Below are 24759 nucleotides of genomic sequence, written 5' to 3' on the forward strand. Positions count from 1 at the left end.
TTTTAAAGGTGTTTTAAGGCAAAATTTTTAGCTAATAGGTGTAAGTACTTTTTACTGTTTTGCATGGAGTCGTCTAAATCTTTTGCATAATTGATAACGGTATCTGTATATAAAATTCCAAACTCTTCTAGATGTTTATCATTTAAATCTGTAGCACCACAAAAAGCAGCCACTTTTATTTTTTTAGCTATTGCGGATGCCAATACACCTTTAATTGTTTTTCCAGACATGGTTTGTGTATCTAATTTACCTTCGCCGGTAATAATCCAATCTGCACCTTCAATTTGAGCATCAAAATTAGAGATGTCTTTTATCATTTGAATACCAGGTTCTAAAGTTCCGTTTAAGAATACTTTAGACGCAATTCCCATTCCGCCTGCGGCCCCAGCACCTTTTACGGATTGGACATCAATAGTAAAAACATTGTTTAAAACCTTAGAGAAATCTTGAAGTCCTTTGTCTAACATTATAATATCTTCTTCAGTAGCTCCTTTTTGAGCTCCATAAACATAAGCAGCACCATTTTTTCCATATAAAGGATTGGTAACATCACAAGCAATTTTAAAACGTACGTTGCTTAATAAGGGATGAACCTTGCTAGTATCTATCGCTTTTATAGCAGATAAATTAGCGCCAATGGGTTGCACTATTTTATGGTTTTTATCTAAAAAATGATATCCCAAAGCGGTTGCCATGCCAATTCCACAATCGTTGGTGGCGCTTCCTCCAATACCTATAATAATAGTTTTTGCGCCTTTTTTTAAGGCATCAATAATCATTTCTCCTGTTCCTAAGGTGGTTGCATTTTTACAGTCGAATTGTGCTGGTTGGAGTAACTTAACACCAGAAGCCTCTGCCATTTCTATAAAAGCAGTATGTGTTTTTTCTGAATAGATATAGGATGCATCTATAGTTTTAAAAAAAGGGTTGTTTACTTTTAGGTGTATTGTACTTCCTTTTAAGTAATATTTTACAACATCAATAGTACCATCACCACCATCTGCTAATGGTAATTTAAGAATTTTGGTGTTAGGGGACTCTTCTAAAATTCCTTTTTCAACAATATCACAAAATTCTAAGCCTGTTAAAGAATTTTTAAACTTGTCGGGAGCGATTACTATTTTCATTTATTTTTCTCCTGATTAAAAAATTATATATTCAACAATTGGGGTAATAGCAGTAATAGAATAAGAGCAAGTACAATAAATATAGAGGTAGCTAATGGTTGCCATATTTGTTTTTTTTGGAAGGCTAAGTCTTTTCCTATATGCTTATTCCAAAAATACTCTGTTAAAATTACATAGCCAATAAGGTTGAACAATAGCGTAATAAAAAAGGTTTTAGGTAGATAGTTTAAAATAATAGCAGATAAAATGGTGTAGACAATTCCAAAAGTAAGAGTTTGAATTCTTGCTTTTGGTTTGTTCATTTCTTTTAAATTCTGCATTAATAGAAATGCCCCGAAAATGGTGGAAAAGAAGATGGTAAAACCTTGTATGGCTTTTTTAGAATACAAAAAAGGTAGCTCTAATTCTTCAAAAGGGCTTTCGTTATTTTCTTTTTTTTCTGTAGAAATGACAGCGTTAACTGCATCACTTTTTTTTAAAGTTTCATCAACAGAAATCGCTGTTTTTTCAATTAAGTTTCTGTTTTCTAATTCCCATATTACTGCTTGTATAGCTTCTACGGTATATTTTTCTTTTTCATTAAAAATAGTCTCTAACTCTTTGTTAGATTTTTTTGACATATTTTTTGTGAAACTATTTGTTCTCATTCTTTTTTAGTAAATTTATGCAGTAACTTCTATCAATTTATTTCTATAAGCTGTTAATAGTTTAGATTTAGATATAAAACCAACATATTTTCCGCCTTTAACAACAGGCAAGTTCCAAGCACCACTTTCTTTAAATTTTTGCATAACTTTAGCAGTGCTATCGGCACTTAATATTACTTCTGGTGCACTAGTCATAATATCAGAAACTCTCATTTTATCATACATCGTTTGATCAAACATTACAGGTCTTACATCATCTAATAAAACAATTCCCATAAAATGTTGTTTATCATCTAAAACAGGGTAAATATTTCTGCTAGATTTAGCAACGTTTTCTTTTAGTAATTCTCCTAATGTTTTTTTAGGTTTTGTAGCTATAAAATCTTTTTCAATAAGCGTATCAATATCTAAAAACATTAATACATTTTTATCTTTATTATGGGTTACCAATTCGCCTTTTTTAGCTAATTGTGCCGCATAAATATTATGAGGTATGTAGCGTTTAGTGATGATAAATGAGATAGAACTAACAATCATTAGCGGAATAAACAACTCGTAACCACCAGTAATTTCTGCAATTAAAAAGATAGCGGTTAAAGGTGCCAATAAAACACCTGCCATAAGACCTGCCATACCAACCATGGCAAAATTGATTAACGATAATTTGTGTCCAAAAAAGTTTGTATAGTTTACAAAAAGGGCAAAAACATAACCAGTTAAACTACCTGTAAATAGTGTTGGTGCAAAAATACCACCAATTCCTCCAGCACCAAAAGTTAAAGAGGTTGCTACTATTTTAAAGAGAATTAACCCTAATAAAAATAAAATAACTAGGTAGATATTATCAGAAATAGAATTAAAAATATTATTTTCTACTATTGCTAAGATATTTCCTTTTAATACATTATTGATGGTTTCGTACCCTTCTCCAAATAATGGCGGAATTAAAAAAACCAGTACACCTAAAGTAACACCTCCTACTAATAGTTTTTTATAAGGATTGTCTAATTTTTTAAAAATGTTTGCAATGGCAAAATAGACTTTACTAAAATAAACTGATATTAAAGCCGTAAAAACACCTAATGAAATATAAAATAATACATCATTAAGCTCAAACTTGTCTTGTATGTTAAAGTGTAGTAGTACATCATCTCCTAAAAAGAAATAAGAAGTTAATACAGCCGTAATAGATGCCAATAATAACGGAATCATAGAGGCCAAGGTTAGCTCTAGGCTAAAAATTTCTACAGCAAAAACAATTGCGGCAATTGGCGCTTTAAAAATAGAAGACATTGCTCCGGCTGCAGCCGCACCTATTAATAAGGTTTTGGTTGTTTGGTTTAATCTAAAAAGTTGAGCAAAGTTAGAACCTAATGCGGCACCTGTTGCCACTGTTGGTCCCTCTAAACCAACAGAACCACCAAAACCAACCGTAATTGGTGCGGTAAGAATAGAAGCCCACATTTGATGTTTGGGCATAATCCCTTTTTGTTTTGAGATGGCATATAAGGTAGATGGAATTCCGTGTCCAACCCTTTTCTTTATAATAAACTTTACTAAAAAGAGAACTATGAGTAGCCCAATGATTGGAAAAATAAAATAAAAAGCACTATGAATTTCTGCTATAAATTCCCCCTCTAATAAATGTTGAATTAAGTGGGTTGCATTTTTTAGTGTAACGGCTCCTAAACCGGCTAATAATCCAATAACAGCGCTTGCTATGTTGGTAAATTGTTTGTTAGAAATATTTCTATATTTCCACTTTAGGATTTTTCTATAAATATCTTTTGTTGTTGGCATTTTACTTTGTAATCAAAATATCGGTTCCTAAATATGTATTGTTTTTATTATAGTACCAAGCTCTATTTTTGGGCATTTTAATAGCATTAATGGTTTCTAAACCAGAAAGCAAAATATACTCTCCGCTATCTTTTTTCTCTTTAAAAAATTGGTATACTTCCATGGCATACGTTTTTGGATTAAAATAAAAGTACCAAGTATCTTTGCCTATTTTTTTAGCATAGGTAACTTTTAAAACCAAATATTCTTTTCCTTTAAATTTTTTCTTTTCTACTTTTTGATGAATGATGGTTCCTTGATCTTTTAATTTCATAGGCAAACCGTACAAATAAGTATAATAATTTTTATACATGTTTGCACGTTCAGTATTCAGATTAAAATTCTTTTTAATTTCTTCTGACGGATTTTTATCTTCATTAAAACTAAAACTAGAAATACCTTTATTTACAGTATATTCGGTTGTAATGGTGTCTCTAATTGCTTTTACAGAAAAGTACTCTTCTGGCAAATTGATATAGATTTTACTTTTTCTAGGAGATCGTTTTGGAGTTTCCATTATTACAAAAAGCTCGCCTTTAAATTTCTCCCAATTTCCGTTTGGATCATGAAATTGAATTGCTTTTTCTAACAAATCATTTCCTGTAAGTTCCTGTGAATAAGAAATAAAAGAAACCAAAAGCAATAAAAGTATCATTGCGTTTTTCATTTTCTAAATTTAATAAAAAATCCCGCAAATGCGGGATTTAAAATTTTTATGCTTGTATATCTAAGCGTAAGCTTAATTCTTTTAATTGATCATCGTCTATAAATGCAGGTGCATCTATCATTACATCTCTACCAGAATTATTTTTAGGGAATGCAATAAAATCTCTAATAGTTTCTTGTCCGCCTAAAATAGCAACCAATCTATCTAACCCAAATGCCAAACCACCGTGAGGAGGCGCACCATATTCAAAAGCATCCATTAAGAAACCAAATTGAGCTTTGGCATCTTCTTCAGAAAAACCTAAATGTTTTAACATGGTTGCTTGCATTTGTTTATCGTGAATACGAATAGAACCACCACCAATTTCGTTACCATTTAAAACCAAATCGTACGCATTTGCTTTTACAGCACCAGGATCTGTATCTAACAATTCCATTTGCCCAGGTTTAGGCGAAGTAAATGGGTGATGCATTGCATGATAATGCCCTGTTTCTTCATCTAACTCTAATAATGGGAAATCAATTACCCAAAGAGGTGCAAAAACTTTAGGATCTCTCAAGCCTAAACGCTCTGCTAATTCCATACGTAAAGCAGATAATTGTGCTCTTACTTTATTGGTTTCTCCAGATAAAACACATACTAAATCACCAGGTTTTGCTCCTGTTATTTCTGCCCACTTCGCTAAATCTTCTTGATCGTAGAATTTATCTACAGAAGATTTGAAGGTTCCATCTTCGTTTACACGCGCATAAATCATCCCTAAAGCTCCAACTTGCGGACGCTTTACCCACTTAATAATATTGTCTATTTCTTTTCTTGTATAAGCGTTTCCTCCAGGAACAGCAATACCAACCACCAATTCTGCGCTATTAAAAACTCCAAAATCTTTATGTTGTGTCACTGCGTTTAACTCGCCAAACTCCATTCCAAATCTAATATCTGGTTTGTCATTTCCATACAAACGCATGGCATCGTCATATAACATTCTAGGGAATTTCTCCACTTCAACATTATTTACTTCTTTTAGTAAGTGACGCGTTAAGCCTTCAAAAACATTTAAAATATCTTCTTGCTCCACAAACGCCATTTCACAGTCTATTTGTGTAAATTCTGGCTGTCTGTCTGCACGTAAATCTTCATCTCTAAAACATTTTACAATCTGAAAATATTTATCCATTCCACCAACCATCAACAGTTGTTTAAAGGTTTGTGGAGATTGAGGTAACGCATAAAACTGACCTTCATTCATTCTACTAGGCACCACAAAATCTCTTGCGCCTTCTGGTGTAGATTTAATTAAATAAGGCGTTTCTACTTCTATAAATTCTTGGTCAGAAAGATATTTTCTAACTTCCATTGCCACTTTATGACGGAAAATTAAACTGTCTTTAACCGGATTTCTTCTAATGTCTAAATATCTGTATTTCATACGGATATCTTCTCCACCATCGGTTTTATCTTCAATAGTAAAAGGAGGCGTAACAGATGCGTTTAAGATTTCTAATTTAGAAACCAACACTTCTACATCTCCAGTAGGCATTTTAGCGTTTTTAGCTTCTCTGTCAATTACAGTACCTGTAACCTGTATTACAAACTCTCTACCTAAAGATTTTGCTTTTTCCATCATTTCTTTTGGCGTACGCTCTTCATCAAAAATTAGTTGCGTAATTCCGTATCTATCACGTAAATCTACCCAAACCATAAAACCTTTATCACGAGATTTTTGTACCCAACCTGCTAAGGTTACTTCTGTGTTTATGTGCGATGCTCTTAACTCGCCGCAAGAATGACTTCTATACATTTCTCTTTGTAAATTTGCTTCCGCAAAGCGGAAATCCTTAAAAATTGTTATCCCGAACTTGTTTCGGAATCGAAGCTGCAAAATTAATCATTTTCTATTTAATATGATGTTTTTGGGCGTTCATTTCTAAAGAGAAATGCCCCGCTTTTCGCACTCGCTTTTTTTTAACAAAAAAGAGCTCAAACAAATGCTACAATCGGTAACGCAAAATCCGTTTAATACCTTTAAATATTTGAGTATAGCTATTATTTGTTCTCAGAAAAATAAATAGAAGTTTACAAAAAAGAAGGCTTTAATTTTTCCCTGAAAAAAAAATAGTAATCTAAAACAGACGTTGAGGTGTTAAAAAAAGTTTCTAATAGACTTAACCAAGCTCTAGATTCTAAAATAAAAAGGTATTTTTTTGACTGGATAGCTATCATGTTTGTTAGATTCAAATTCTAAGTACAACTTTTGCAAAAGAAATTTCTATAAAACCTAAGTAAAAAAGTGCAAGAAATAAAAGAATATAGCTTTTTAGTTTTATCTTTGAAAAAACAACTCAGTATGAGACTCTTCTATGTTTTTTTGTGTGTTTTATTGCCTTTTTTCTCACTGTTTTCTCAAAAAAAGAACATTAAAATTGATAGCGCTTATCAAGTACTAAAAAATACACCTAGTTCTATTAAAAAAGTAGATAATTTAATAGATTTATACAAACAATCTATACGTCAAAAAGAAATAAACAAAACTATTTTAGAAGATGCTTTAACTATTTCTAAAAATATATTTTACATTAAAGGGATAGGTGTTTGCTATGATAGAAAGGGAATTAATGCTCGTTACGAGCAAGATTATAGCAGTTCTATAACCAATCACAAAAGAGGATTGTCTTACTTAACTCAAACTACAGATACGTTATTAATATTAATCTGTTTAAATAATTTGGGAGTTACTTACAGAAAAGTGAATTTAGAAAAAGAGGCCTTTAATTATTATTTTGAAGCTTTAAAACTTTCTGAAAAATTTAAAGATAAAAGAAGTGAATCAATTGCTTTAAACGGTATAGGAAATGTTTTTATTGATACGCATCAATATGATAAAGCGCTTTATTATTTAAGAAAAGGAATTCAACTCGAAAAAGAAAGAAATAATAATAAAGGACAAGAATATGGGTATGCCAATTTAGGAGAGATTTTTATAGAAAAACAACGCTACGATTCTGCTTATTTTTATATTGACAAAGCTTTAGATTTAGCAATTAAATACCCAAGAAAAGAAGGTGTTGCTATTAAATACACTTTGTTCGGAAAATTGTATCAAAGAAAAGGAGATTATAAAAAATCTAACGAATATTATTTTAAATCCATACCGCAATTAACCACGTTTAAAAATACCCGGTATTTAAGTAAGAGTTGTTTAAATATTGGTGTTAATAACCTTTATTTAAATGAGTTTAAAGAAGCAAAAATATATATTGATAAAGGATTATTTAAAGCAAAACAAATAAACTCTAAAGAAAATATTTTATTGGGGTATGAAACATTAACGGATTATTATTCTAAAACCAATCAATTTAAAAAAGCGTTAAATGCACAAAAGCAAGTATTGGCTGTTAGAGATAGTATTTTAAATGAAGCATCGCAGAAAAGCTTTATAAGTACTCAAATAAGTTACGAGTCTTCTAAGAAAGATACTAAAATACAGTCTTTAGCAAAAGCAAAAAACGAAAGTGATGATAAAGCAAATTCTAACTTTTGGCTTTTTATAGCAACTGCAATTATTGGGCTAATTAGTATTCTTGTTTTATTTCTATTAAGAAGAAATAAAATATTAGAGTTAGAGCAAAAAAATACAGAGATTAAAAATTATTTACTTCAAATTAAAAAGCTTAAAACAAGCAATCAACAAGAGACTTCTTTCTCTAAAAAGGAACTAAAAGAATTTGAATTATCTAAAAGAGAGGTGGAGGTGCTAAAACATATTTCAAACGGACTAAGTAATGCTCAAATTGCTGAAAAAATGTATGTTTCTAGTAATACCATAAAAACACATATCTCTCATATTTACACTAAATTAGATGTAAAAAATAGAGTACAGGCTATTCAAAAAATTTCTAACTAATTTTTTTACTTTTTTTTTCATAAATCACCCTTTTGGGTGATAGAAATCACCTTTTTTGATGGTCTTTTTTTTCATTTCTACCCCTAAATTTGGGGTATAATTTAAAACTAAATGAAAATGAAAAATGTAAAAAGAGTACTCGTATTATTGTTAACCGTTTTGTTGTTTAATGTTTCTTGTTCAAGCGACAATAATGATGGAGTAGATGGTATTTGTGAAGAATACAGTGCCGAATTTCAAACTACTTTAAAAAAGTATAGTGATGCTTATAAGTTGCAATATGAAAATCCATCAACAGTAAACTGCAACAATGTAAAAAAGGAAGCGCAAAATGTTATTAATTTTCTAGAAAAATTAAAAGAATGCATTCCTGCTTCAGAAAAAGAGAGTGTTAATGAGTTGATAGCAGACTTAAAAGAAACATTAACAGAGTCTTGTGAAGAGAATTAAAAAAGGACTTTTAAAATTGTAGATGTAGCTAAAATAAATCAAATAGCAAATCTTCTAAAAATAATAAAAACTTAACCGTAATATTCATAGGAGATTATAGCAGTGTTAAGGTTGCATATTTTAAAGTAGAAGTTATTGCCGAACTAAATATTATAGCAAACCCGCTTTAGTAAAACTATTGTTTAGGCACTTAATAACATAAAAAAACTATACAAAAAAGGAAATTATCATACTTCCAAATCTTCTAAAAAATGAACATTTAACTAAAGTTCAAATTGTGAGGAGAATTCAAAATCCTTATACGAATACATCAAAAAATGAAAAATAATGAAACAAGTAGTATCAGATGAAAAGATATAAACAGCTTCTAGAGTTATGAAGTTATTACGCAAAAACTAAAATAATTATTAATTTAAAACCTTTATTATTATGGCACTTACTATAAAACACAAACCGGTAAATAAGATGTATAAAGTCTCAAAAATGAGACCAAAACAACTAAAATTAAAAAGTAAATCACCGTCATTAAAAACAAAAGTTGCTCCAAAATTGACGAAAAACCTTGGGAGTTTAACTAAAAAACAAATAAGTTTCTTAAATGAGGTAGAGAGTTCTCAGCCGCAACCAGAGAATACTCATTTGCTACCTGGGCTACATTTTTTAGGGTGTGGTTACAATATTTTTGGTTCATACGCAGATGAAAGCGCAATTTTAGAACGTTTAATTGATCCTAACAAAGTAAAACAATGGGGTACAACACCACAAGGAAGTATTACTTATGCACATTGGCCTTTTGTAAAATTTATGAAGAAATCTAAAGCACTTTCTGAAACTTTTAGCGGTAAAACTTTAGATAGTATGTGTAAAGAAATAACAAAAAAAGCAGGATTGTCTGGCTCTTATTGTGGTTTTCAAGGTTCAGTAAATTTAGATACTTTTAAATCTGTTTCTAAAAGTTACTACCATGAGTGGTTTAGAAAGTTATCAGTAATACAAAAATGGCAACTAACCTTAGATACACCTACTCGAATACGACAATACCTTTATACAGATGTTGCAAATGCTATAAACAATTGGGATCCAATTAAACTTTTTGAAAAATACGGACTCTATTTTACCGATGGCGTTATTTTAGGAGGACGATTTAGTTATACTTCTGCTATTGATACGTATGAGTGGGCTTCAAAAGATGAAATGAATTTAGCAGTTAAAGCTAGCTATCTTTCATTTGTTAGTGCATCTGCAAGTATTTCTAGTTCTACCACACAAAATAAATACGAATCCAGTTCTGAAATTGAAATAGAAACTGTTGGAGGTGATAATTTAATTGGAGGTGATAGTATTTCAAACCGTCAATCATATTTAAATTGGAGAAACTCGGTTACAGATGAAGAAATTACGCTTATCGATTTTCCTAATAATCGAGGCTTAACAGGAATTTGGGAATTAGCTAGTTCTTATAACAGAAGGTCTTTTCTTCATCAAAAAGCCTACGAATATGGAAAACAAATGGAAAAAAAATATGGATACAGCCCATTAGGAGCTAAAAAACTAGTTAATTATGTTATTAAAATAAAAACTGGGAACTCTAAATACGATGATACAGATGCAAAAGTTTTAGCTCGTTTAACAGGTATAGATAGATTAGGAGTAAGACGTGTTGGTATGTGGGAAAATTTAGACACCGTTAAAGATGATAGAGAAAGAGGACATACAGATGAACATCTTATTGATAAACACGAGGACTTGGGAGAATTAAAATACATAGAGCTTTATCATACAGAAAAAAAAGATGCGTGGGTTTGTGAATGGGTAGAGGTTAAGAACAGTACCAATGGAAAAACGTATGCCGCTAGGGTTAATAAAAAATTCAAAAACAATATGTCAAAAATATTGCTAACTGAAGAGTAATTTTAAGTTAAAACTCGCTTAAATAAAATGTTTAAGCGAGTTTAATAAACAAAAATATAGTTACTATGAAAAATTTAAGCATTTTAATCGCAATATTAACTGTAACCATATCTTGCAATAGAAACAGTACTAAATCTGCTGATAATTTATCAATTAAAACAGAGCAACAAGCTCTAAAATTAAAACGATATGAAGTTGAATCGGGAATTATTAAATACAAAATAACCATAAACGGAAGTGTTTTGGGGAGTGAAATTTTGGGAAGCGGAATAGCGTCTTTATATTTTAAAGATTGGGGAAATTTAGAGCTTGTAGAAGAGGAATCTACCAGAACAACAAATACAACTGTTTTTCATAAAAAAAATACAGATATAGTGGCAACACATACCATGTCTAAATTAAATAATGGCGAGAGTTATTCTGTAGATTTTAATAGAAAACAAATTTTTTTAAAACGTGATATGGCCATGGAACTTCATAAAAAATTTGTAAACGGAGACGTTAACAAAGTTGGAGTGAAAATGTTAGAAGGCATTGGGGGAAAATTAGTGGGTAACGAGAAGTTTTTAGGATATAACTGTGAAGCTTGGAATATACACGGTGCTAAACAGTTGATGTATAAAGGTGTTGTGTTAAGATTAGAGATGACCATGATGGGAGTTAAAACGGTTAAAGAAGCCACTAATATTCAAATTAATACCCGTGTTGACGATAGTCATTTTAAATTGCCAAATTTTCCGATTATAAAAGAAGAGGGGTTTATGGACAATGAAGAATATGAAGATGAGGTGGAAAATATGGATGCAAAAATGATAAAACTTAGTAAAATGTCTTTTAAAGAATGGAAAAAAATGGCTTTGGCAGATAAAGATAATGAAGACATACAACAAATGAGTAATCAAGAACTCCGTCAGACTTACAATATGATGCAAAAAGTAATAAAAATGCAACAAGAAAAGTAAAAAATATATATTTTCCTTAAATAGTTTTTTTATTTTTAAGTTGCTGGTTATTTTTGTTTTAGGATAAAATTACTACCTTGTAAAGGAAATAGAAATAGTTGATTTTAAAGAGCTTTAAAGTTTTGTTTTTAAATATATAATAGATTTAAATTGGTGTGTAAAACGGAGTAAGTTCTAAGTTTAATCATTAAAAAAAATTGAATTATGAAAAAGGAAATAATTGTAATTATAATGTTGGTTTGTGGCTTTTCTATAAACGCTCAAAAGTCTAAAATTATCGGAAGTTGGGTAATTACAAAAGTAGAAACACCAAATAAAACGCAAAATCCATATTTGTTGATAGAGTTTGCTAAACGTAGTAAAATGTTGATGAAGGGAAAAGAACTTGCTACTTGGTCTTATAGTAAGAAAAAGAATGAAATTTTGTTAAAATCTGATATGGAAAAAGATTTTAACGGAGTCAATAAAGTTTTAAAACTTACAGATAAAGAACTGGTGTTAGAAAAAGAAGGGGTAAAAGCAACCTACTTAAAACTAGATTTTGATAGAATAGCCAAAGAAAATGCAGCATCAAACTTAATGGGAGAGTGGAAAATAGAAAATGAGTTAGATGAAGTGCAATTGTTAAAAGTAGAGCTTCCAGATACATTTACACTCATCGAAATTTCCTCAGGAGGTAGATCAACCTTAACCTCTAAAGGTACTTGGGTTTATAATGCTAAAGAAAAACATGTTTTATTTATAGGGAGATCAAAATTATTAAACGGAAAAAGCATGATAAAAGAGCTTTTGGAAGATAAATTTGTTTTCGAAAAAGAGGGCGTAAAATTTGTAGCTAATAAAGAAAAAGGACCAACAGAGGTAGCGCATTTAACTTTTAATGTTGCCAGTTTTCCTAATAGACAAAGCGATATTTCTCCTTGGACAGATTTTGATACTTTATTAAAAGGACTAGAAAATGTAACTTATTTAAAATATAGAGAACGTAAATTAATACCAAATACAAAAAGTTTTCAAGACAATATTTTATTATCTAAAGTAGATGTAGATTTAGAAAGGAAGAGTATCAACCTTACTAACTTTAGTGTTTCTAGTAAAGATACTACACAATACTCAGAGAGTTTTAAAGGAGGCTTATTAAATATGCATAACAACTTTTTTCCACAAAAAGAACCAGGGCCATTTAGAATTGTAAAAAAAGAAACGATTAAAGTACCAGCAGGAGAATTTGAATGTAAAGTTGTGGAAGGCTTTGATGGTGAAAGCAAACTTAAATATTGGATGGTAATTAATAAACCAGGTGTGTATGCTAAAATAATTCGTGAAGATTTAGATATTTTTAATCATAAAAAGTATTCGGTAACCGAATTAGAAGAAATAAAATAAGAGCAAAAAGAAGCTACCGTATTTTTTAAAAAAGAATCCTATTTTTTATCAATTCATTTACTAAACTTACAAAAGAGTTTTACACAATTCTTTTGTAAGTTTGTATTTATGAGCGTAATTAATCTTCAAGATAAATTAACATTATTTTCAGATCATTGGTCACCTAAAAAAGTAGGCGAATTAAATGGTCAACAAATTTTATTAGCAAAACTAAAAGGTGAGTTTGTTTTTCATAAACATGATTATGAAGATGAACTTTTTATGGTTTTAAAAGGCTCTTTAGATATTGAGTTGCGCAACAAAACAGTCACTTTAAAAGAAGGTGAATTTTACATTGTACCAAAAGGAGTAGAACATAAACCAATAGCAAAAGAAGAAGTTCATATTGTATTGTTCGAACCTTTAAGCATAAAACATACAGGTGATGTTATTGCAGATATTACTGTAGAAACCTATCCAGCTATTTAACAATAATTAAGTATCAATATTTCAGCAAGCTGATAATTGATAACTGATAACTGAAATAAAATGAGTAAATTATATTTAGTGCCAACACCCATAGGTAATTTAGAAGACATGACTTTTAGAGCTGTACGAATTCTAAAAGAAGTAGATTTTATTTTGGCAGAAGACACGCGTACAAGCGGTAAACTCTTAAAACATTTTGAAATTGCTACTCAAATGCACAGTCACCATATGCACAATGAGCATAAGTCTGTAAAAGGAATTGTGCAAAGAATACAAAACGGAGAAACTTGTGCCTTAATTTCAGATGCTGGTACACCTGCAATTTCAGATCCTGGATTTTTACTCACAAGAGCCTGTGTAGAAAATAATATAGAGGTAGATTGTTTACCAGGGGCTACAGCTTTTGTACCTGCGTTGGTAAATTCTGGTTTACCTAATGATAAGTTTGTTTTTGAAGGGTTTTTACCTGTAAAAAAAGGAAGACAAACTCGGTTTTTATTATTAGCGGAAGAAACAAGAACGATGATTATTTACGAATCTCCACATAAATTAATAAAAACATTGGGGCATTTTGTAGAATATTTTGGAGCAGACAGACAAGTTTCTGTATCTAGAGAATTAACAAAAATGTTTGAAGAAACTATTAGAGGAACTGCAACCGAAGTTTTAGCACATTACACAGCAAAACCCCCAAAAGGTGAAATTGTTGTGATTGTAGAAGGGAAGAAGTAGGTTAATGTAATAATATATCAATTTTAAAATGTAGAAGTGTCTGGAAGAGGGAGTTGAGAATTACATTAACTTAAGAATAAGTACTAAAATGAATTTTGAGATTGTGTTAATTAAATAAATAACAATTTGAACCATAAGTTTAAGATTTATAATTCCTCTTCAATATCAAATAGATATTCTACAGTAACATTAAAAAACCGAGCCATTTTTATAGCTAATGTTACTGATGGATTAAACTTATTGTTTTCGATAGCGTAAATTGTTTGCCTAGAAACTCCTACTTTTTCAGCTAAATCTCCTTGTGTTAAACTATGTCTTGCGCGTTCTACTTTTATTAAGTTTTTCATTTAGTAATTTCTTTTTTTAATAGCAAAAATGATTAAATAAAACATTAAATACAGATTGATGAAATAATCTAAATTTAAATTAAGATTTCCATAGGCGATATAAGATGTTATTGTAATTAATAAGCCAATTAAAGATGTTAATTGAAAAGATTCTAGGCGCAATATATTTATATAATCATCTTCTACCTTTTCTTTAGAAAACATATAAATTACCATTCCAATAATTGCTAATACTTCAAATAAATGCAATACTGATTTAGAACATAAATTTTCAAAAAAATCAAATGTACTTGTATTAGACGTTGATGCCGTTAAGCCGTCCATAAATCCTTTAAAACCTGAAATAATAAATCCTATAAAAAAGACTGCCAATCCTAATTTTTTACACCAATTTGGTAACATTTTAACTTTCATAATGCTATTATTTTTATACAAATGTAAAAAAAACTTTACATTTTAATAATAAAACATAACTATTTATTTTTTTTGACCAAATACTTGATAATAAATTATATTTTTGGTTTAAATAAATAACTTAAATGATCATCCAAGAACTCATAACAAAATTAAAATCAAATCCAACATCAATTAACTTTGCAGATACCATGCAAGTAATAGAGGATAACTACAATTTTACGCCAACTACTTTTACAAACGGAGATATTACAAATAACGCAGGTGAAAATTCTGGTTCTTGTAAATTATTTGCTTTTGCAAAACATCAAAAATTAAGAAAAGAAGAAACGTTATTTTGTTTTGGAGAACATTATAAAAATGTTTTAGAAGATGAAAATGGAGATTCCCATCAAAATATTAGAAACTTTATGAAGTTTGGTTTTGATGGTTTGTCTTTTGATGGTAAAGCTTTAGAATTGAAATCATAAACTTGTTTTAGAATCTGTTTGTCATTTCGAAATGAGCTTTTCGCGATTGAGAAATCTCATGTTAATTTTTTCACACAAATGCTGAAATTTTTAGCAGAACAACAAAAAAAGATCAGTTTTAAAAAATGCAAACCCTTTTATCAGAAATAAAACAATGTACAATTTGTGAACCTTATTTAGATTTGGGCGCAAATCCTGTAGTTAGTGTTCATCAAAAATCTAAAATTATTATTGTTGGGCAAGCGCCTGGTACTAAGGTGCATGTCTCTGGAATTCCTTGGGATGATGCAAGTGGAAAGCAATTAAGAAAATGGCTAAATGTTTCTGATGAGGTTTTTTACGATGTAGAAAATTTTGCCATTGTACCTATGGGATTTTGTTATCCTGGAAAAGGAAAAAGCGGAGACAAGCCACCTAGAAAAGAATGTGCACCAAAATGGCATCAGCAATTATTTGATAAAATGCCAAAACTAAAACTGATTATTTTAATAGGAATGTATGCGCAGAACTATTATTTAAAAGATACCGCAAAAAGGACGCTTACAGAAACAGTAGATAATTATCCGGCGTATTTACCTAAATATTTTACACTTCCGCATCCATCACCAAGAAATCGTTTTTGGTTGACTAAAAATCCTTGGTTTGAGCTGAATGTTATTCCTGAATTACAGAAAAGAGTTGCTGCAATTATTGAATGAAAATTAGACTAATATTTTTATTTTTCGGTTTTCAACCTTTTGGTATAAAATATTGAAGAATTTTTTTCTTTCAACTGCGGCATCACCAGAAAGATTATTAGAAAACTCTAATTGTATTTTTAAATGTTGTTCAATTTGGTTTGTAGTGTTTTCATCACTTACTTTAAAATAACTTAAATTAGTGTAGGGTACAAATACCTTTTTGTGAGTATTTGTTTTCATAAGTACTGTGTTTAGTAATGAAACGAGATTATTATGGTATAAATGATAACTGTTTTCGCTATTATTTCTTTTTTGATTTCCTGCTTGTTTTTCAATTAAAGTTAAAGATTCAATTAAGCTATCTGCAATACGCAATGATTCGTCTTTGGTTGTAAGTCCTATTTCAAAAAAGTACTGAATTTGATTTAAAATATTGTCTATAGTAGAATCACTCCAAATTTCTATTAGAGAAACTTTGTCGTATTTACTTAAAAAAGTAGTATAATTTTTCAGTACTTCTGCAGATGGATTAAAAGAAGAAAATGGAAGTTTTTTTATGTCAACATCACTACTAGACATATTCATTAGAGCATAGATTCTAAATTTAGAAAAATAACCGTTACCAGCATGGTAAAGAGGATAGTCTTTAAGAGAATTAATAATTTGTGCTCCTTTAGAATCTAAAATATTTTCAATTTCTTTTATCGATTTTTTAAAAAAAATATGTAAAAAATTATCTGAAATTATATTGTGTGTTTTTTCTACAATAATTTTTTGAACATCATCTTTTGTTTCAACTAATAAAGTGTTTAAATTTATATTGTAATGATTAGATAGTTTTAAAGTTTCTGTTAAGTTTAAAGGGGTTTTTCCTTTAATTCTTCTATAGGCAGCATCATAATTTAAGTCTAAAACATCAGAAATGTCATCAATAAGTGACACATTTTTAGGGAGTCTTAGTTTTATGAAATTAAATAATTTCTCTTCTACTTTTATCATAAATTTTTTAGTTCTGAAATTATACAAAATTATAAATGAAATTTTGCATAATTTACAATAGTATAACAATCTTATTTTATTATTTTTGATTGTTAAATTTGAAGAGGTTGGGGGACCTTAATAATTTATTTAGCCTTCTCATTTTAAAAGATGAGAAGGTATTTTTTTTATATTAAGACAAGTTACATTTTTTATTTGTGTTTACCAACTTCAAAACCGTGTTTTCCTAAATATTGATTTCCACTTTCTATAGCATCTTCTTCTAGTGTGGTTCCCATAGAGTCATTCCAACGATTTAAGTATCCGAAAAGAGAGATAACCCCCAACATTTCTACAATTTCTCCTTCATCCCAATATTTATATAACTCGTCTTTAATTTTAGAGTCTACAGCATTTGGTACCATAGAAGCAGCTAATGAAAAATCTAATGCAGCTCGTTCTGAATCAGAAAAAGCAGGGTGTGTCTTATATTCCCAAATATTATCTAATTGCTCTTGTTCTGCTCCATATCTTTCTGCAGCTCTAATAGCGTGTGCCTGACAGTATCTACAACCTGTAGCATTACTAGAAACCCAAGCAATCATTCTTTTTAAAGCGGAGGTAACCTTACCTTCATTGGCCATTACAGCTTTGTTTAAGTTAATAAAAGCTTTAGAAATTGCAGGTCTTCGTTGCATTGTTAAAACAGAATTTGGGCAAAAGCCTAATGTTTCATTAAAAAATAGGGCTAATTCTTTTGTTTCTAAATCGTGTTCTGATGATAGTGGTGTAACTAATGGCATATTTTTATTTTGTATAGATTTATTTAATTTTAGACTTAACTTATAAGTGTTTTCTTATTTTTGTAAGAAAGAAGCACAATTTACTATTTCAATTTTAAAAATCTATAATAATATCAACTAATATGGCTACAAATATTGTAACAACTACCTGGAAAGAAAATATGCAATTCGAATCTGATAATCCGAGTGGGTTAAATTTGACGATGGATGCTGGAGAAGAAAGTGGAGGAGAAGGAAAAGGGTACAGACCAAAAGCTTTAATGTTGGCTTCTTTGGCAGGTTGTTCTGGTTTAGATGTAATTTCTTTGTTAAAGAAAATGCATGCGGAAGTGGCCGACTTTAAAATAGATATTACTGCAGAGTTAACAGAAGAGCATCCTAAGTTTTATAAAAAAGTAAAAGTTGATTATCATTTTAGTGATACAGAATTACAACCTAAGAAAATACAAAAAGCAGTAAATTTATCTGTTACAAAGTACTGTGGTGTTATGGAAATGTTCCGTCAATTTGCTGAGGTAGATATCGAAATTCATTTGCATAAAATTGAGCTTTAATTAAAAAAGAGCTATGAGATGGACGTTAAAGCCAAAGCCAGATAAGGAAAAAGTAGAAAAATTAGCAGAAGAGCTTCAGGTTGATAAAACCATAGCAGCTATTCTTTGTCAGAGAAATATTGAAACATTTGAGGACGCTAAAAAGTATTTTCGACCAAGTTTAGATGAGATTCACGATCCTTTTTTAATGAAGGATATGGATCTTGCTGTTGCCAGAATTGAAGCTGCAATTGCGAATGGCGAAAATATTTTAGTCTTTGGTGATTATGATGTAGATGGTACAACGGCTGTGTCTTTAGTTGCGTCTTATTTAAAAACGATTTACCCAAATATTGCAACTTACATTCCAGATAGATATGCCGAAGGTTATGGCGTTTCTTATATGGGAATCGATTTTGCACACGACAATGATTTCTCTTTAATCATTGCGTTAGATTGTGGAATAAAAGCTATCGATAAAGTTGCCTATGCAGCCGAAAAAAATGTCGATTTTATTATCTGCGATCACCATAAACCTGGTGATGAAATACCTAAAGCAGTTGCCGTTTTAAATGCAAAAAGAGAGGATTGTACATATCCTTTTGATGAGCTTTGTGGTTGCGGAGTAGGGTTTAAATTAATTCAGGCATTGGGCGTTTCTAGAAATCAAACGATAAAAGACTTTATTCCGTATCTAGATTTAGTTGCTACTGCAATTGCCGCGGATATTGTACCAATGAATGGAGAAAATAGAGTTTTGGCTTATCATGGTTTACAGGTAATTAACGAAAATCCTAGAAACGGAATTAAAGCCATCATTTATCAAACTAAAAAAACGGAATTAACAATTACCGATGTTGTTTTTACAATTGCACCAAGAATAAATGCTGCAGGTAGAATGAAACATGGTAATTATGCGGTAGAATTACTAACTGAAATGGATTTTGATGCTGCAGTTGATTTTGCTGCTGCCATAGAAATTTTTAATGCCGATAGAAAAGATTTAGATAAGAAAATTACAGACCAAGCATTAATTCAAATTATTGATAATGATGAAGAAAATAGGTTTACTTCTGTAGTTTATCAAGAAGATTGGCACAAAGGTGTTATTGGTATTGTAGCTTCTCGTTTGATAGAAAAATATTACAGACCTACTTTAGTCTTTACCAAGAGTGGCGATAAATTAGCTGCTTCTGCGCGTTCTGTAAAAGGTTTTGATGTGTACAATGCGTTGCATGCATGTGAAGAGTTTATAGAGCAATTTGGTGGTCATAAATATGCTGCAGGTTTAACTTTGTTGCCAGAAAATTACGAGAATTTTAAAAATAAGTTCGAAGAAGTTGTTAGGGAAACTATTGATAAAGATTTGCTAACTCCAGAAATTTCTATAGATGCAGAAATAGATTTGTTAGATATTACACCTAAGTTTTTTAGAATTATTCAGCAAATGGCACCTTTTGGACCAATGAATATGCGACCTACTTTTAAAACAAGTTGTGTTAGAGATAATGGTTACGGAAAACAAGTTGGAGCAGATAAAACACATTTAAAATTAAATGTTTTTCAAGGCGATAATAAACAGACTTTTAATTCAATAGGTTTTGGTTTAGGCGATAAAATGGAGTTTGTTAAAAACGATTTTGACATTGTGTACGCTTTAGATGTAAACGAATGGAATGGTAATACATCGATACAATTGTTGTTGAAGGATTTGAAATAAAACATTTAATGTCATTCCGAAATGCCCTTTTTTTAGGCTATTGAGGAGTTTTATCTTTAATTTTTAGATTCCTCCTCATTCTTCGTTCGGGACATTTGGATGATTATTTATATTTAAGAATATTCAAAGTTTATTACGTTTATAGAATCACAAATCTATATAGCATTTCTCTAACGACTGTCATTTCGACCTTTTGGGAGAAATCTCATAAAATTGCGCTGGTTTATGTTTTCACTGTTATGAGACTTCTCAATACTTCGAAGTGACAAGTTGGGTGGCTATTTACCGTTTTGCTTGTCATTCCTACAGAGAGACGCAGGAACGACGAGGAATCTATAATTTTTACAGTTGTTTTTTCAGATTCCTCAATCACTTAAAAAGGCTTATTTGTGCATGACTTGCTGTGTTTTAATAAAAAACCCACTCCTAAATTAGAAGTGGGAAAATTGCTATGAAAAAGAAAATGATAAGAAAGTATCTTATCATATATCTTTAGACGTATGTTTTTAATAAAACTTTCACTTTATTACAAAAAAAACAAATTAATTTTCCATAGAAAGTAAAACCATTCTTAACTCCATGAAAGTAAATGATTTATCTACTTTTTCTTTTAATTCTGTTAAGCTTTTAAATTTAGTGTTTTCTATAGCGTCTATAATTTTTTTATACTTTTTAACATCTATTAGCTCTAAAATATCAACATCTCCAGAAGGAATATAACTAGCCAAATGACTTTCTATGGTTCCGGTGGTTAAACTTCTCTCTTTAACGATTTCTTTTATAGAAAGACCAGACTTAAATAACTCGAAAGTAATCTGTTTGGTTGGTTTTTTGTCTTCTTTCTTTTGATGATTTTGTTTGTCAATTCCGTTTTTTTTGCAATAATATTCGATGGCTTCTAAAATTTGTTCTCCATATTTTTTAACACGAGTTTTACCCATTCCAACAATTTTTAGCAATTCACTTTCGTTTCTTGGTAAAGTATCACACATTGCGTAAAGCGTTTCTTGTGTAAAAATTTGAAAATGAGGGATTCCTAAATCTTTAGAAATTTCGTCTCTTAACTCTCGTAATTTCAACGCTAAAATTGGGTCGCGTTTAGAGGCAACCGTTTTCTTTTTAATAGGAGCAGATTTTTGTAAAACAGCATTAGCTCTTATTTTTAAATAATCTTGTACTTTAAAACCATTGTTCATTTTTTGAAGCGCAAAAAGTTTTTCCATTAATTTTTCTTGTAAAGAATCAAACTGTGTAGAAAAGTCTTTTTTTACGGCTTTATTATCGGTAGAAAACTGAATAGCATTTAAAGGTTTTAAAATATTTCCTTTTGTTTGTGTCACAAAATAAGCTACCGCTTTTGTAAAACGTTCTTGTACTTGAGAGCTGTTCTCTGGTAAAACGTTGTCTTCAGAAAATTGTGCTAGTTGGTTTTTAAATCCGTTAGAAACTTTCATTAAAGCTACAACACCATCGTCTTTTATGGTTTGTAAATGATCTATAACATCACCTTTTATACTGGTTTGATTTTTATAGAAAATATCAATCATTCTAGAAATAGGGTATAAAAACGGAAGGTAATCGAACAATTCTGCAATTAAGTTTAATTGAAAATTTTTCTCAGATTCGTTTAAAACATGTTCATCTGGGTGATTTTCTTCTACACTTTCATTAAAAACACTTACGGTTCTATCGTTTATAATGGCATTGCTTGTAATTGGCGTTTTTAAAACCAAACCTTCTAAAGAAGTACATCTACTTAGGGCAACATAAGTTTGTCCGTGTGCAAAAGAGGCTTCTGCATCTATAATAGCTTTTTCGAAGGTTAAACCCTGACTTTTATGAATGGTAATTGCCCAAGCCAATCGCAAAGGAATCTGAGAAAAAGAACCAGAAATATCTTCTTTTATTTCTTTTGTTTCTTCGTTAATAGAATAATTAATGTTTTCCCAAGTTTCCTTTTCTGTAACAATCTCATCAATTTCATTAGGACATTGTACGGTTACATTTTGTAGAGAAATATCGGTTATAATTCCTATTTTTCCGTTGTAATATCTTTTTTCTGGTGATGAATCATTTTTGATAAACATTACTTGAGCACCAATTTTTAATTCTAACTTTTCTGCATTCGGATACGAGTTCTCATTAAACTTACCAGAAATTTCAGCTTTAAAAAAGTAGCTTTTGGTATTCAGTTTATTCAGTTCAGAGCTATTAATTAAATTGGCTCTGTTATTATGTGTTGTTAAAGTAATATAACCATCATCTTTAGTAGGAGAGAAGGTAGGGTTGTAGTTTCTATTTAAAATTTCGGCAGATTTTTCTGATAAAGTGTCTGTTCTAATTTCATTTAAAATGGTAATAAAATCTTCGTTTTTCTGACGATAAATATGTTTCAGTTCTATAGAGACAACATTGGCTTCTTGATACGCTTTAGAGCTAAAAAAGTAAACTGTATTATAATGTTGTTGTAATAAACTCCATTCGTTTGGTCTAACAACAGGCGCTAATTGTTGTAAATCTCCAATCATTAAAACTTGAGCACCACCAAAAACTTTATTTCGGTTTTTATAACGACGCATTACTTGGTCTATACCGTCTAATAAATCGGCTCTAACCATAGAAATTTCATCGATAATTATTAAATCTAACGATTTTATAATATCTATTTTGGTTTTATTAAACTTACGTTGTGCATTTGAAGTATTTGCAATTTGGTCGGGTAAAATAGGTCCAAAAGGCATTTGAAAAAAAGAATGAATTGTAACACCTTTTGCATTAATTGCGGCAACACCTGTTGGTGCCACAATAACCATTCTTTTTAATGATTCTTTTTTAATTTGATGTAAAAAAGTAGTTTTTCCTGTACCTGCTTTTCCGGTAACAAAGATATTTCTATCTGTCTTATCAATAAATTGTAGGGCAAGTTCTAGTTCAGGATTTTTTGGCATTTTTACTTTTTGACGCAAGGTACTAATTCGGTTTAAAAGAAATTAGAGTGATTTTATTTTATTTATAATATCTCTTTTGATGGAGTATTTTTAATACAAATATGATGTCATTCTCTATAAAATATAAGAAATTTATTTAACTATATGTAGTAGGTGAAACACTCGTTTACTTACTTTAAATAAAGCAGACAAACAGTTTTAGCCCTGATTGAAACAGCATCCTTTTTATAACATTTAAACAATTGTCATTACGAGGTACGAAGTAATCTCTGTCTTAAAAGAAGATTGCCACAGTTTACAAAAAAGTAAACTTCGCAATGACGATTATAAAAAGATATAGCCTTTCGTCTTCGCTCAAGGTAAACTCCAAGCAGGAAATAGCTACCAATAAAAAATCCCAAGCCTAAGCTCAGGATTTTAATATGTATTAAGCAACATTGTTGCCTACATTTCTAATGCTTTTGCTGGATTGTTGTCCATCAATAATTCTACAGGATTTTCTAAAGCCTCTTTAACAGCTACTAAGAAACCAACAGATTCTCTACCATCTACAATTCTATGATCGTAAGACAAAGCAACGTACATAATTGGCTGAATTACAATTCCGCCATTTACTGCCATTGGTCTGTTTACAATGTTGTGCATCCCTAAAATACCACTCTGAGGAGGGTTTAAGATAGGCGTAGACAACATAGAACCAAATACACCACCGTTAGTGATTGTAAAAGTTCCACCAGTCATTTCATCAATAGTAATCTGACCGTCTCTAGCTCTAATTGCCAAACGTTTTACTTCGCTTTCTACTCCTCTAAAAGATAAGTTTTCTGCATTTCTAATAACAGGTACCATTAAACCTTTTGGTCCAGAAACTGCGATAGAAATATCCTGAAAATCGTTTTTAATTTGGTAATCTCCATCAATCATAGAGTTTACATCTGGAAATAATTTTAAAGCTCTAACAACCGCTAACGTAAAGAAAGACATAAAGCCTAATCCTACACCGTGTTTTGCTTTAAAAGCTTCTTTATATTCTGTACGTAAGTCAAAAATTGGTTGCATGTTTACTTCGTTAAAAGTAGTTAACATAGCTGTTTCACTTTTTACAGCTACCAAACGTTCTGCAACTTTTCTACGTAACATAGACATTTTCTTGCGTTCTGTTCCTCTAGAACCACTAGCAGGTTGCGTTCCCATAGAAGGTACTGCTTTTACAGCATCATCTTTGGTAATTCTACCAGCTTTTCCAGTGCCTGTTACTGCAGAAGGAGCAATTCCTTTTTCTGCTAATACTTTTTTAGCAGCAGGAGAAGTTGTTCCGGTTGCGTAAGTAGCCGCTTTTGGCGCTTCTTTAACTTCAACTTTCTTTTCTTCTTTTGGCGCTTCTGTTTTTGCAGGTGCATCACCTTCTGGTTTTGCAGCACTTGTGTCTATTAAACAAACAACTGCACCAACAGCAACGGCATCACCCTCTTCGGCTTTTAAAGTGATAATTCCACTTTCTTCAGCAGGCAATTCTAAGGTTGCTTTGTCAGAATCTACTTCTGCAATAGGTTGATCTTTTTCAACGTAATCTCCATCTTCGACTAACCACGTTGCAATTTCTACTTCTGTAATCGATTCTCCCGGAGAAGGAACTTTCATTTCTAAAATCATCAGTTCTTGTTTTACTTTATGCTGAACTATTTTCAGCTTTTAATTTTAATTTTTCTTTTATTACTTGGGCGTTTTAACAGGCTTTCCACTATATCTTTTTTCTTCTGTTCTCGATACAAA

Annotated in this window: 22 protein-coding genes; 11 read left to right on the forward strand and 11 right to left on the reverse strand. The window is 30.6% G+C overall.

All coding sequences use genetic code 11. The annotated features are described in order from the left end of the window. Positions 1–2: 2 nt before the first annotated feature. The 5 genes from WG951_RS14050 to aspS are packed head-to-tail and all read right to left on the reverse strand — an operon-like array spanning position 3 to position 6081. The gene (locus tag WG951_RS14050; protein WP_105047581.1) at positions 3–1127 is read right to left on the reverse strand and encodes a glycerate kinase; all 1125 of its coding nucleotides are present in this window, start codon (positions 1125–1127) and stop codon (positions 3–5) included. Positions 1128–1150: 23 nt separating this feature from the next. Beyond that, positions 1151–1747, reverse strand: a complete 597-nt coding sequence (locus WG951_RS14055; protein ID WP_245893456.1) for a hypothetical protein — start codon at positions 1745–1747, stop codon at positions 1151–1153. A 42-nt stretch (positions 1748–1789) separates the two neighbouring features. Further along, positions 1790–3574 (reverse strand): chloride channel protein, encoded by a 1785-nt coding sequence (locus WG951_RS14060; protein WP_105047583.1) that lies wholly within the window; start codon positions 3572–3574, stop codon positions 1790–1792. A gap of 1 nt (position 3575) precedes the next feature. Then, complete coding sequence (locus WG951_RS14065; RefSeq protein ID WP_105047584.1) at positions 3576–4280, reverse strand: DUF6503 family protein; 705 nt, start codon at positions 4278–4280, stop codon at positions 3576–3578. 46 nt (positions 4281–4326) lie between these two features. Then, a complete protein-coding gene (gene aspS / locus WG951_RS14070; protein ID WP_105047585.1) occupies positions 4327–6081 on the reverse strand; it encodes an aspartate--tRNA ligase in 1755 nt (584 codons plus the stop codon). Positions 6082–6627: 546 nt separating this feature from the next. On the opposite strand from aspS, the gene WG951_RS14075 reads away from it, so the two are divergent. The 7 genes from WG951_RS14075 (at position 6628) to rsmI (ending at position 14093) form a co-directional block, all read left to right on the forward strand. Beyond that, positions 6628–8184, forward strand: coding sequence for a LuxR C-terminal-related transcriptional regulator (locus WG951_RS14075; RefSeq protein ID WP_146105234.1), 1557 nt, complete (start codon positions 6628–6630; stop codon positions 8182–8184). Positions 8185–8301: 117 nt separating this feature from the next. Next, entirely contained in the window at positions 8302–8634 is a 333-nt protein-coding gene (locus WG951_RS14080; protein WP_146105235.1) for a hypothetical protein, read from the forward strand. 483 nt (positions 8635–9117) lie between these two features. Beyond that, a complete protein-coding gene (locus WG951_RS14085) occupies positions 9118–10545 on the forward strand; it encodes a PLAT/LH2 domain-containing protein (RefSeq protein ID WP_170062848.1) in 1428 nt (475 codons plus the stop codon). A 65-nt stretch (positions 10546–10610) separates the two neighbouring features. Then, positions 10611–11507, forward strand: coding sequence for a hypothetical protein (locus tag WG951_RS14090; protein ID WP_105047589.1), 897 nt, complete (start codon positions 10611–10613; stop codon positions 11505–11507). Positions 11508–11711: 204 nt separating this feature from the next. Further along, entirely contained in the window at positions 11712–12893 is a 1182-nt protein-coding gene (locus tag WG951_RS14095; RefSeq protein ID WP_105047590.1) for a hypothetical protein, read from the forward strand. Between the two features lie 108 nt (positions 12894–13001). After that, positions 13002–13361 carry a cupin domain-containing protein gene (locus WG951_RS14100; protein ID WP_105047591.1) on the forward strand — a complete coding sequence of 120 codons (360 nt, stop codon included), beginning with the start codon at positions 13002–13004 and terminating at the stop codon, positions 13359–13361. Between the two features lie 60 nt (positions 13362–13421). After that, a complete protein-coding gene (gene rsmI, locus WG951_RS14105) occupies positions 13422–14093 on the forward strand; it encodes a 16S rRNA (cytidine(1402)-2'-O)-methyltransferase (protein ID WP_105047592.1) in 672 nt (223 codons plus the stop codon). 146 nt (positions 14094–14239) lie between these two features. Here the strand turns inward: rsmI and WG951_RS14110 are convergent, their stop codons facing one another. Both WG951_RS14110 and WG951_RS14115 read right to left on the reverse strand, forming a co-directional pair. Beyond that, positions 14240–14440, reverse strand: a complete 201-nt coding sequence (locus WG951_RS14110) for a helix-turn-helix transcriptional regulator (protein WP_105047593.1) — start codon at positions 14438–14440, stop codon at positions 14240–14242. Continuing rightward, positions 14441–14854 carry a hypothetical protein gene (locus tag WG951_RS14115; protein WP_105047594.1) on the reverse strand — a complete coding sequence of 138 codons (414 nt, stop codon included), beginning with the start codon at positions 14852–14854 and terminating at the stop codon, positions 14441–14443. A 125-nt stretch (positions 14855–14979) separates the two neighbouring features. Here WG951_RS14115 and WG951_RS14120 point away from each other — a divergent pair, with 125 nt between their 5' ends. Together WG951_RS14120 and WG951_RS14125 are read left to right on the forward strand one after the other, a co-directional pair. Continuing rightward, positions 14980–15324 (forward strand): HopJ type III effector protein, encoded by a 345-nt coding sequence (locus WG951_RS14120; RefSeq protein WP_105047595.1) that lies wholly within the window; start codon positions 14980–14982, stop codon positions 15322–15324. A gap of 125 nt (positions 15325–15449) precedes the next feature. Continuing rightward, positions 15450–16022 carry a uracil-DNA glycosylase family protein gene (locus WG951_RS14125; protein ID WP_105047596.1) on the forward strand — a complete coding sequence of 191 codons (573 nt, stop codon included), beginning with the start codon at positions 15450–15452 and terminating at the stop codon, positions 16020–16022. A gap of 3 nt (positions 16023–16025) precedes the next feature. Here the strand turns inward: WG951_RS14125 and WG951_RS14130 are convergent, their stop codons facing one another. Beyond that, complete coding sequence (locus tag WG951_RS14130; RefSeq protein WP_105047597.1) at positions 16026–17003, reverse strand: helix-turn-helix domain-containing protein; 978 nt, start codon at positions 17001–17003, stop codon at positions 16026–16028. A gap of 191 nt (positions 17004–17194) precedes the next feature. Continuing rightward, the gene (locus WG951_RS14135; protein ID WP_105047598.1) at positions 17195–17785 is read right to left on the reverse strand and encodes a carboxymuconolactone decarboxylase family protein; all 591 of its coding nucleotides are present in this window, start codon (positions 17783–17785) and stop codon (positions 17195–17197) included. A gap of 122 nt (positions 17786–17907) precedes the next feature. On the opposite strand from WG951_RS14135, the gene WG951_RS14140 reads away from it, so the two are divergent. Both WG951_RS14140 and recJ read left to right on the forward strand, forming a co-directional pair. Beyond that, positions 17908–18339: an OsmC family protein gene (locus tag WG951_RS14140; RefSeq protein WP_105047599.1), complete on the forward strand. Its 432-nt coding sequence runs from the start codon at positions 17908–17910 to the stop codon at positions 18337–18339. 13 nt (positions 18340–18352) lie between these two features. Then, complete coding sequence (recJ, locus tag WG951_RS14145; RefSeq protein WP_105047600.1) at positions 18353–20038, forward strand: single-stranded-DNA-specific exonuclease RecJ; 1686 nt, start codon at positions 18353–18355, stop codon at positions 20036–20038. 542 nt (positions 20039–20580) lie between these two features. Here recJ and WG951_RS14150 read toward each other — a convergent pair. Both WG951_RS14150 and odhB read right to left on the reverse strand, forming a co-directional pair. Further along, positions 20581–22986 carry a helix-turn-helix domain-containing protein gene (locus tag WG951_RS14150; RefSeq protein ID WP_211296686.1) on the reverse strand — a complete coding sequence of 802 codons (2406 nt, stop codon included), beginning with the start codon at positions 22984–22986 and terminating at the stop codon, positions 20581–20583. Positions 22987–23430: 444 nt separating this feature from the next. After that, the gene (odhB, locus tag WG951_RS14155) at positions 23431–24639 is read right to left on the reverse strand and encodes a 2-oxoglutarate dehydrogenase complex dihydrolipoyllysine-residue succinyltransferase (protein ID WP_211296687.1); all 1209 of its coding nucleotides are present in this window, start codon (positions 24637–24639) and stop codon (positions 23431–23433) included. Positions 24640–24759: the final 120 nt, after the last annotated feature.

It is taken from the genome of Polaribacter butkevichii (assembly GCF_038024105.1).
Taxonomy (GTDB): domain Bacteria; phylum Bacteroidota; class Bacteroidia; order Flavobacteriales; family Flavobacteriaceae; genus Polaribacter; species Polaribacter butkevichii.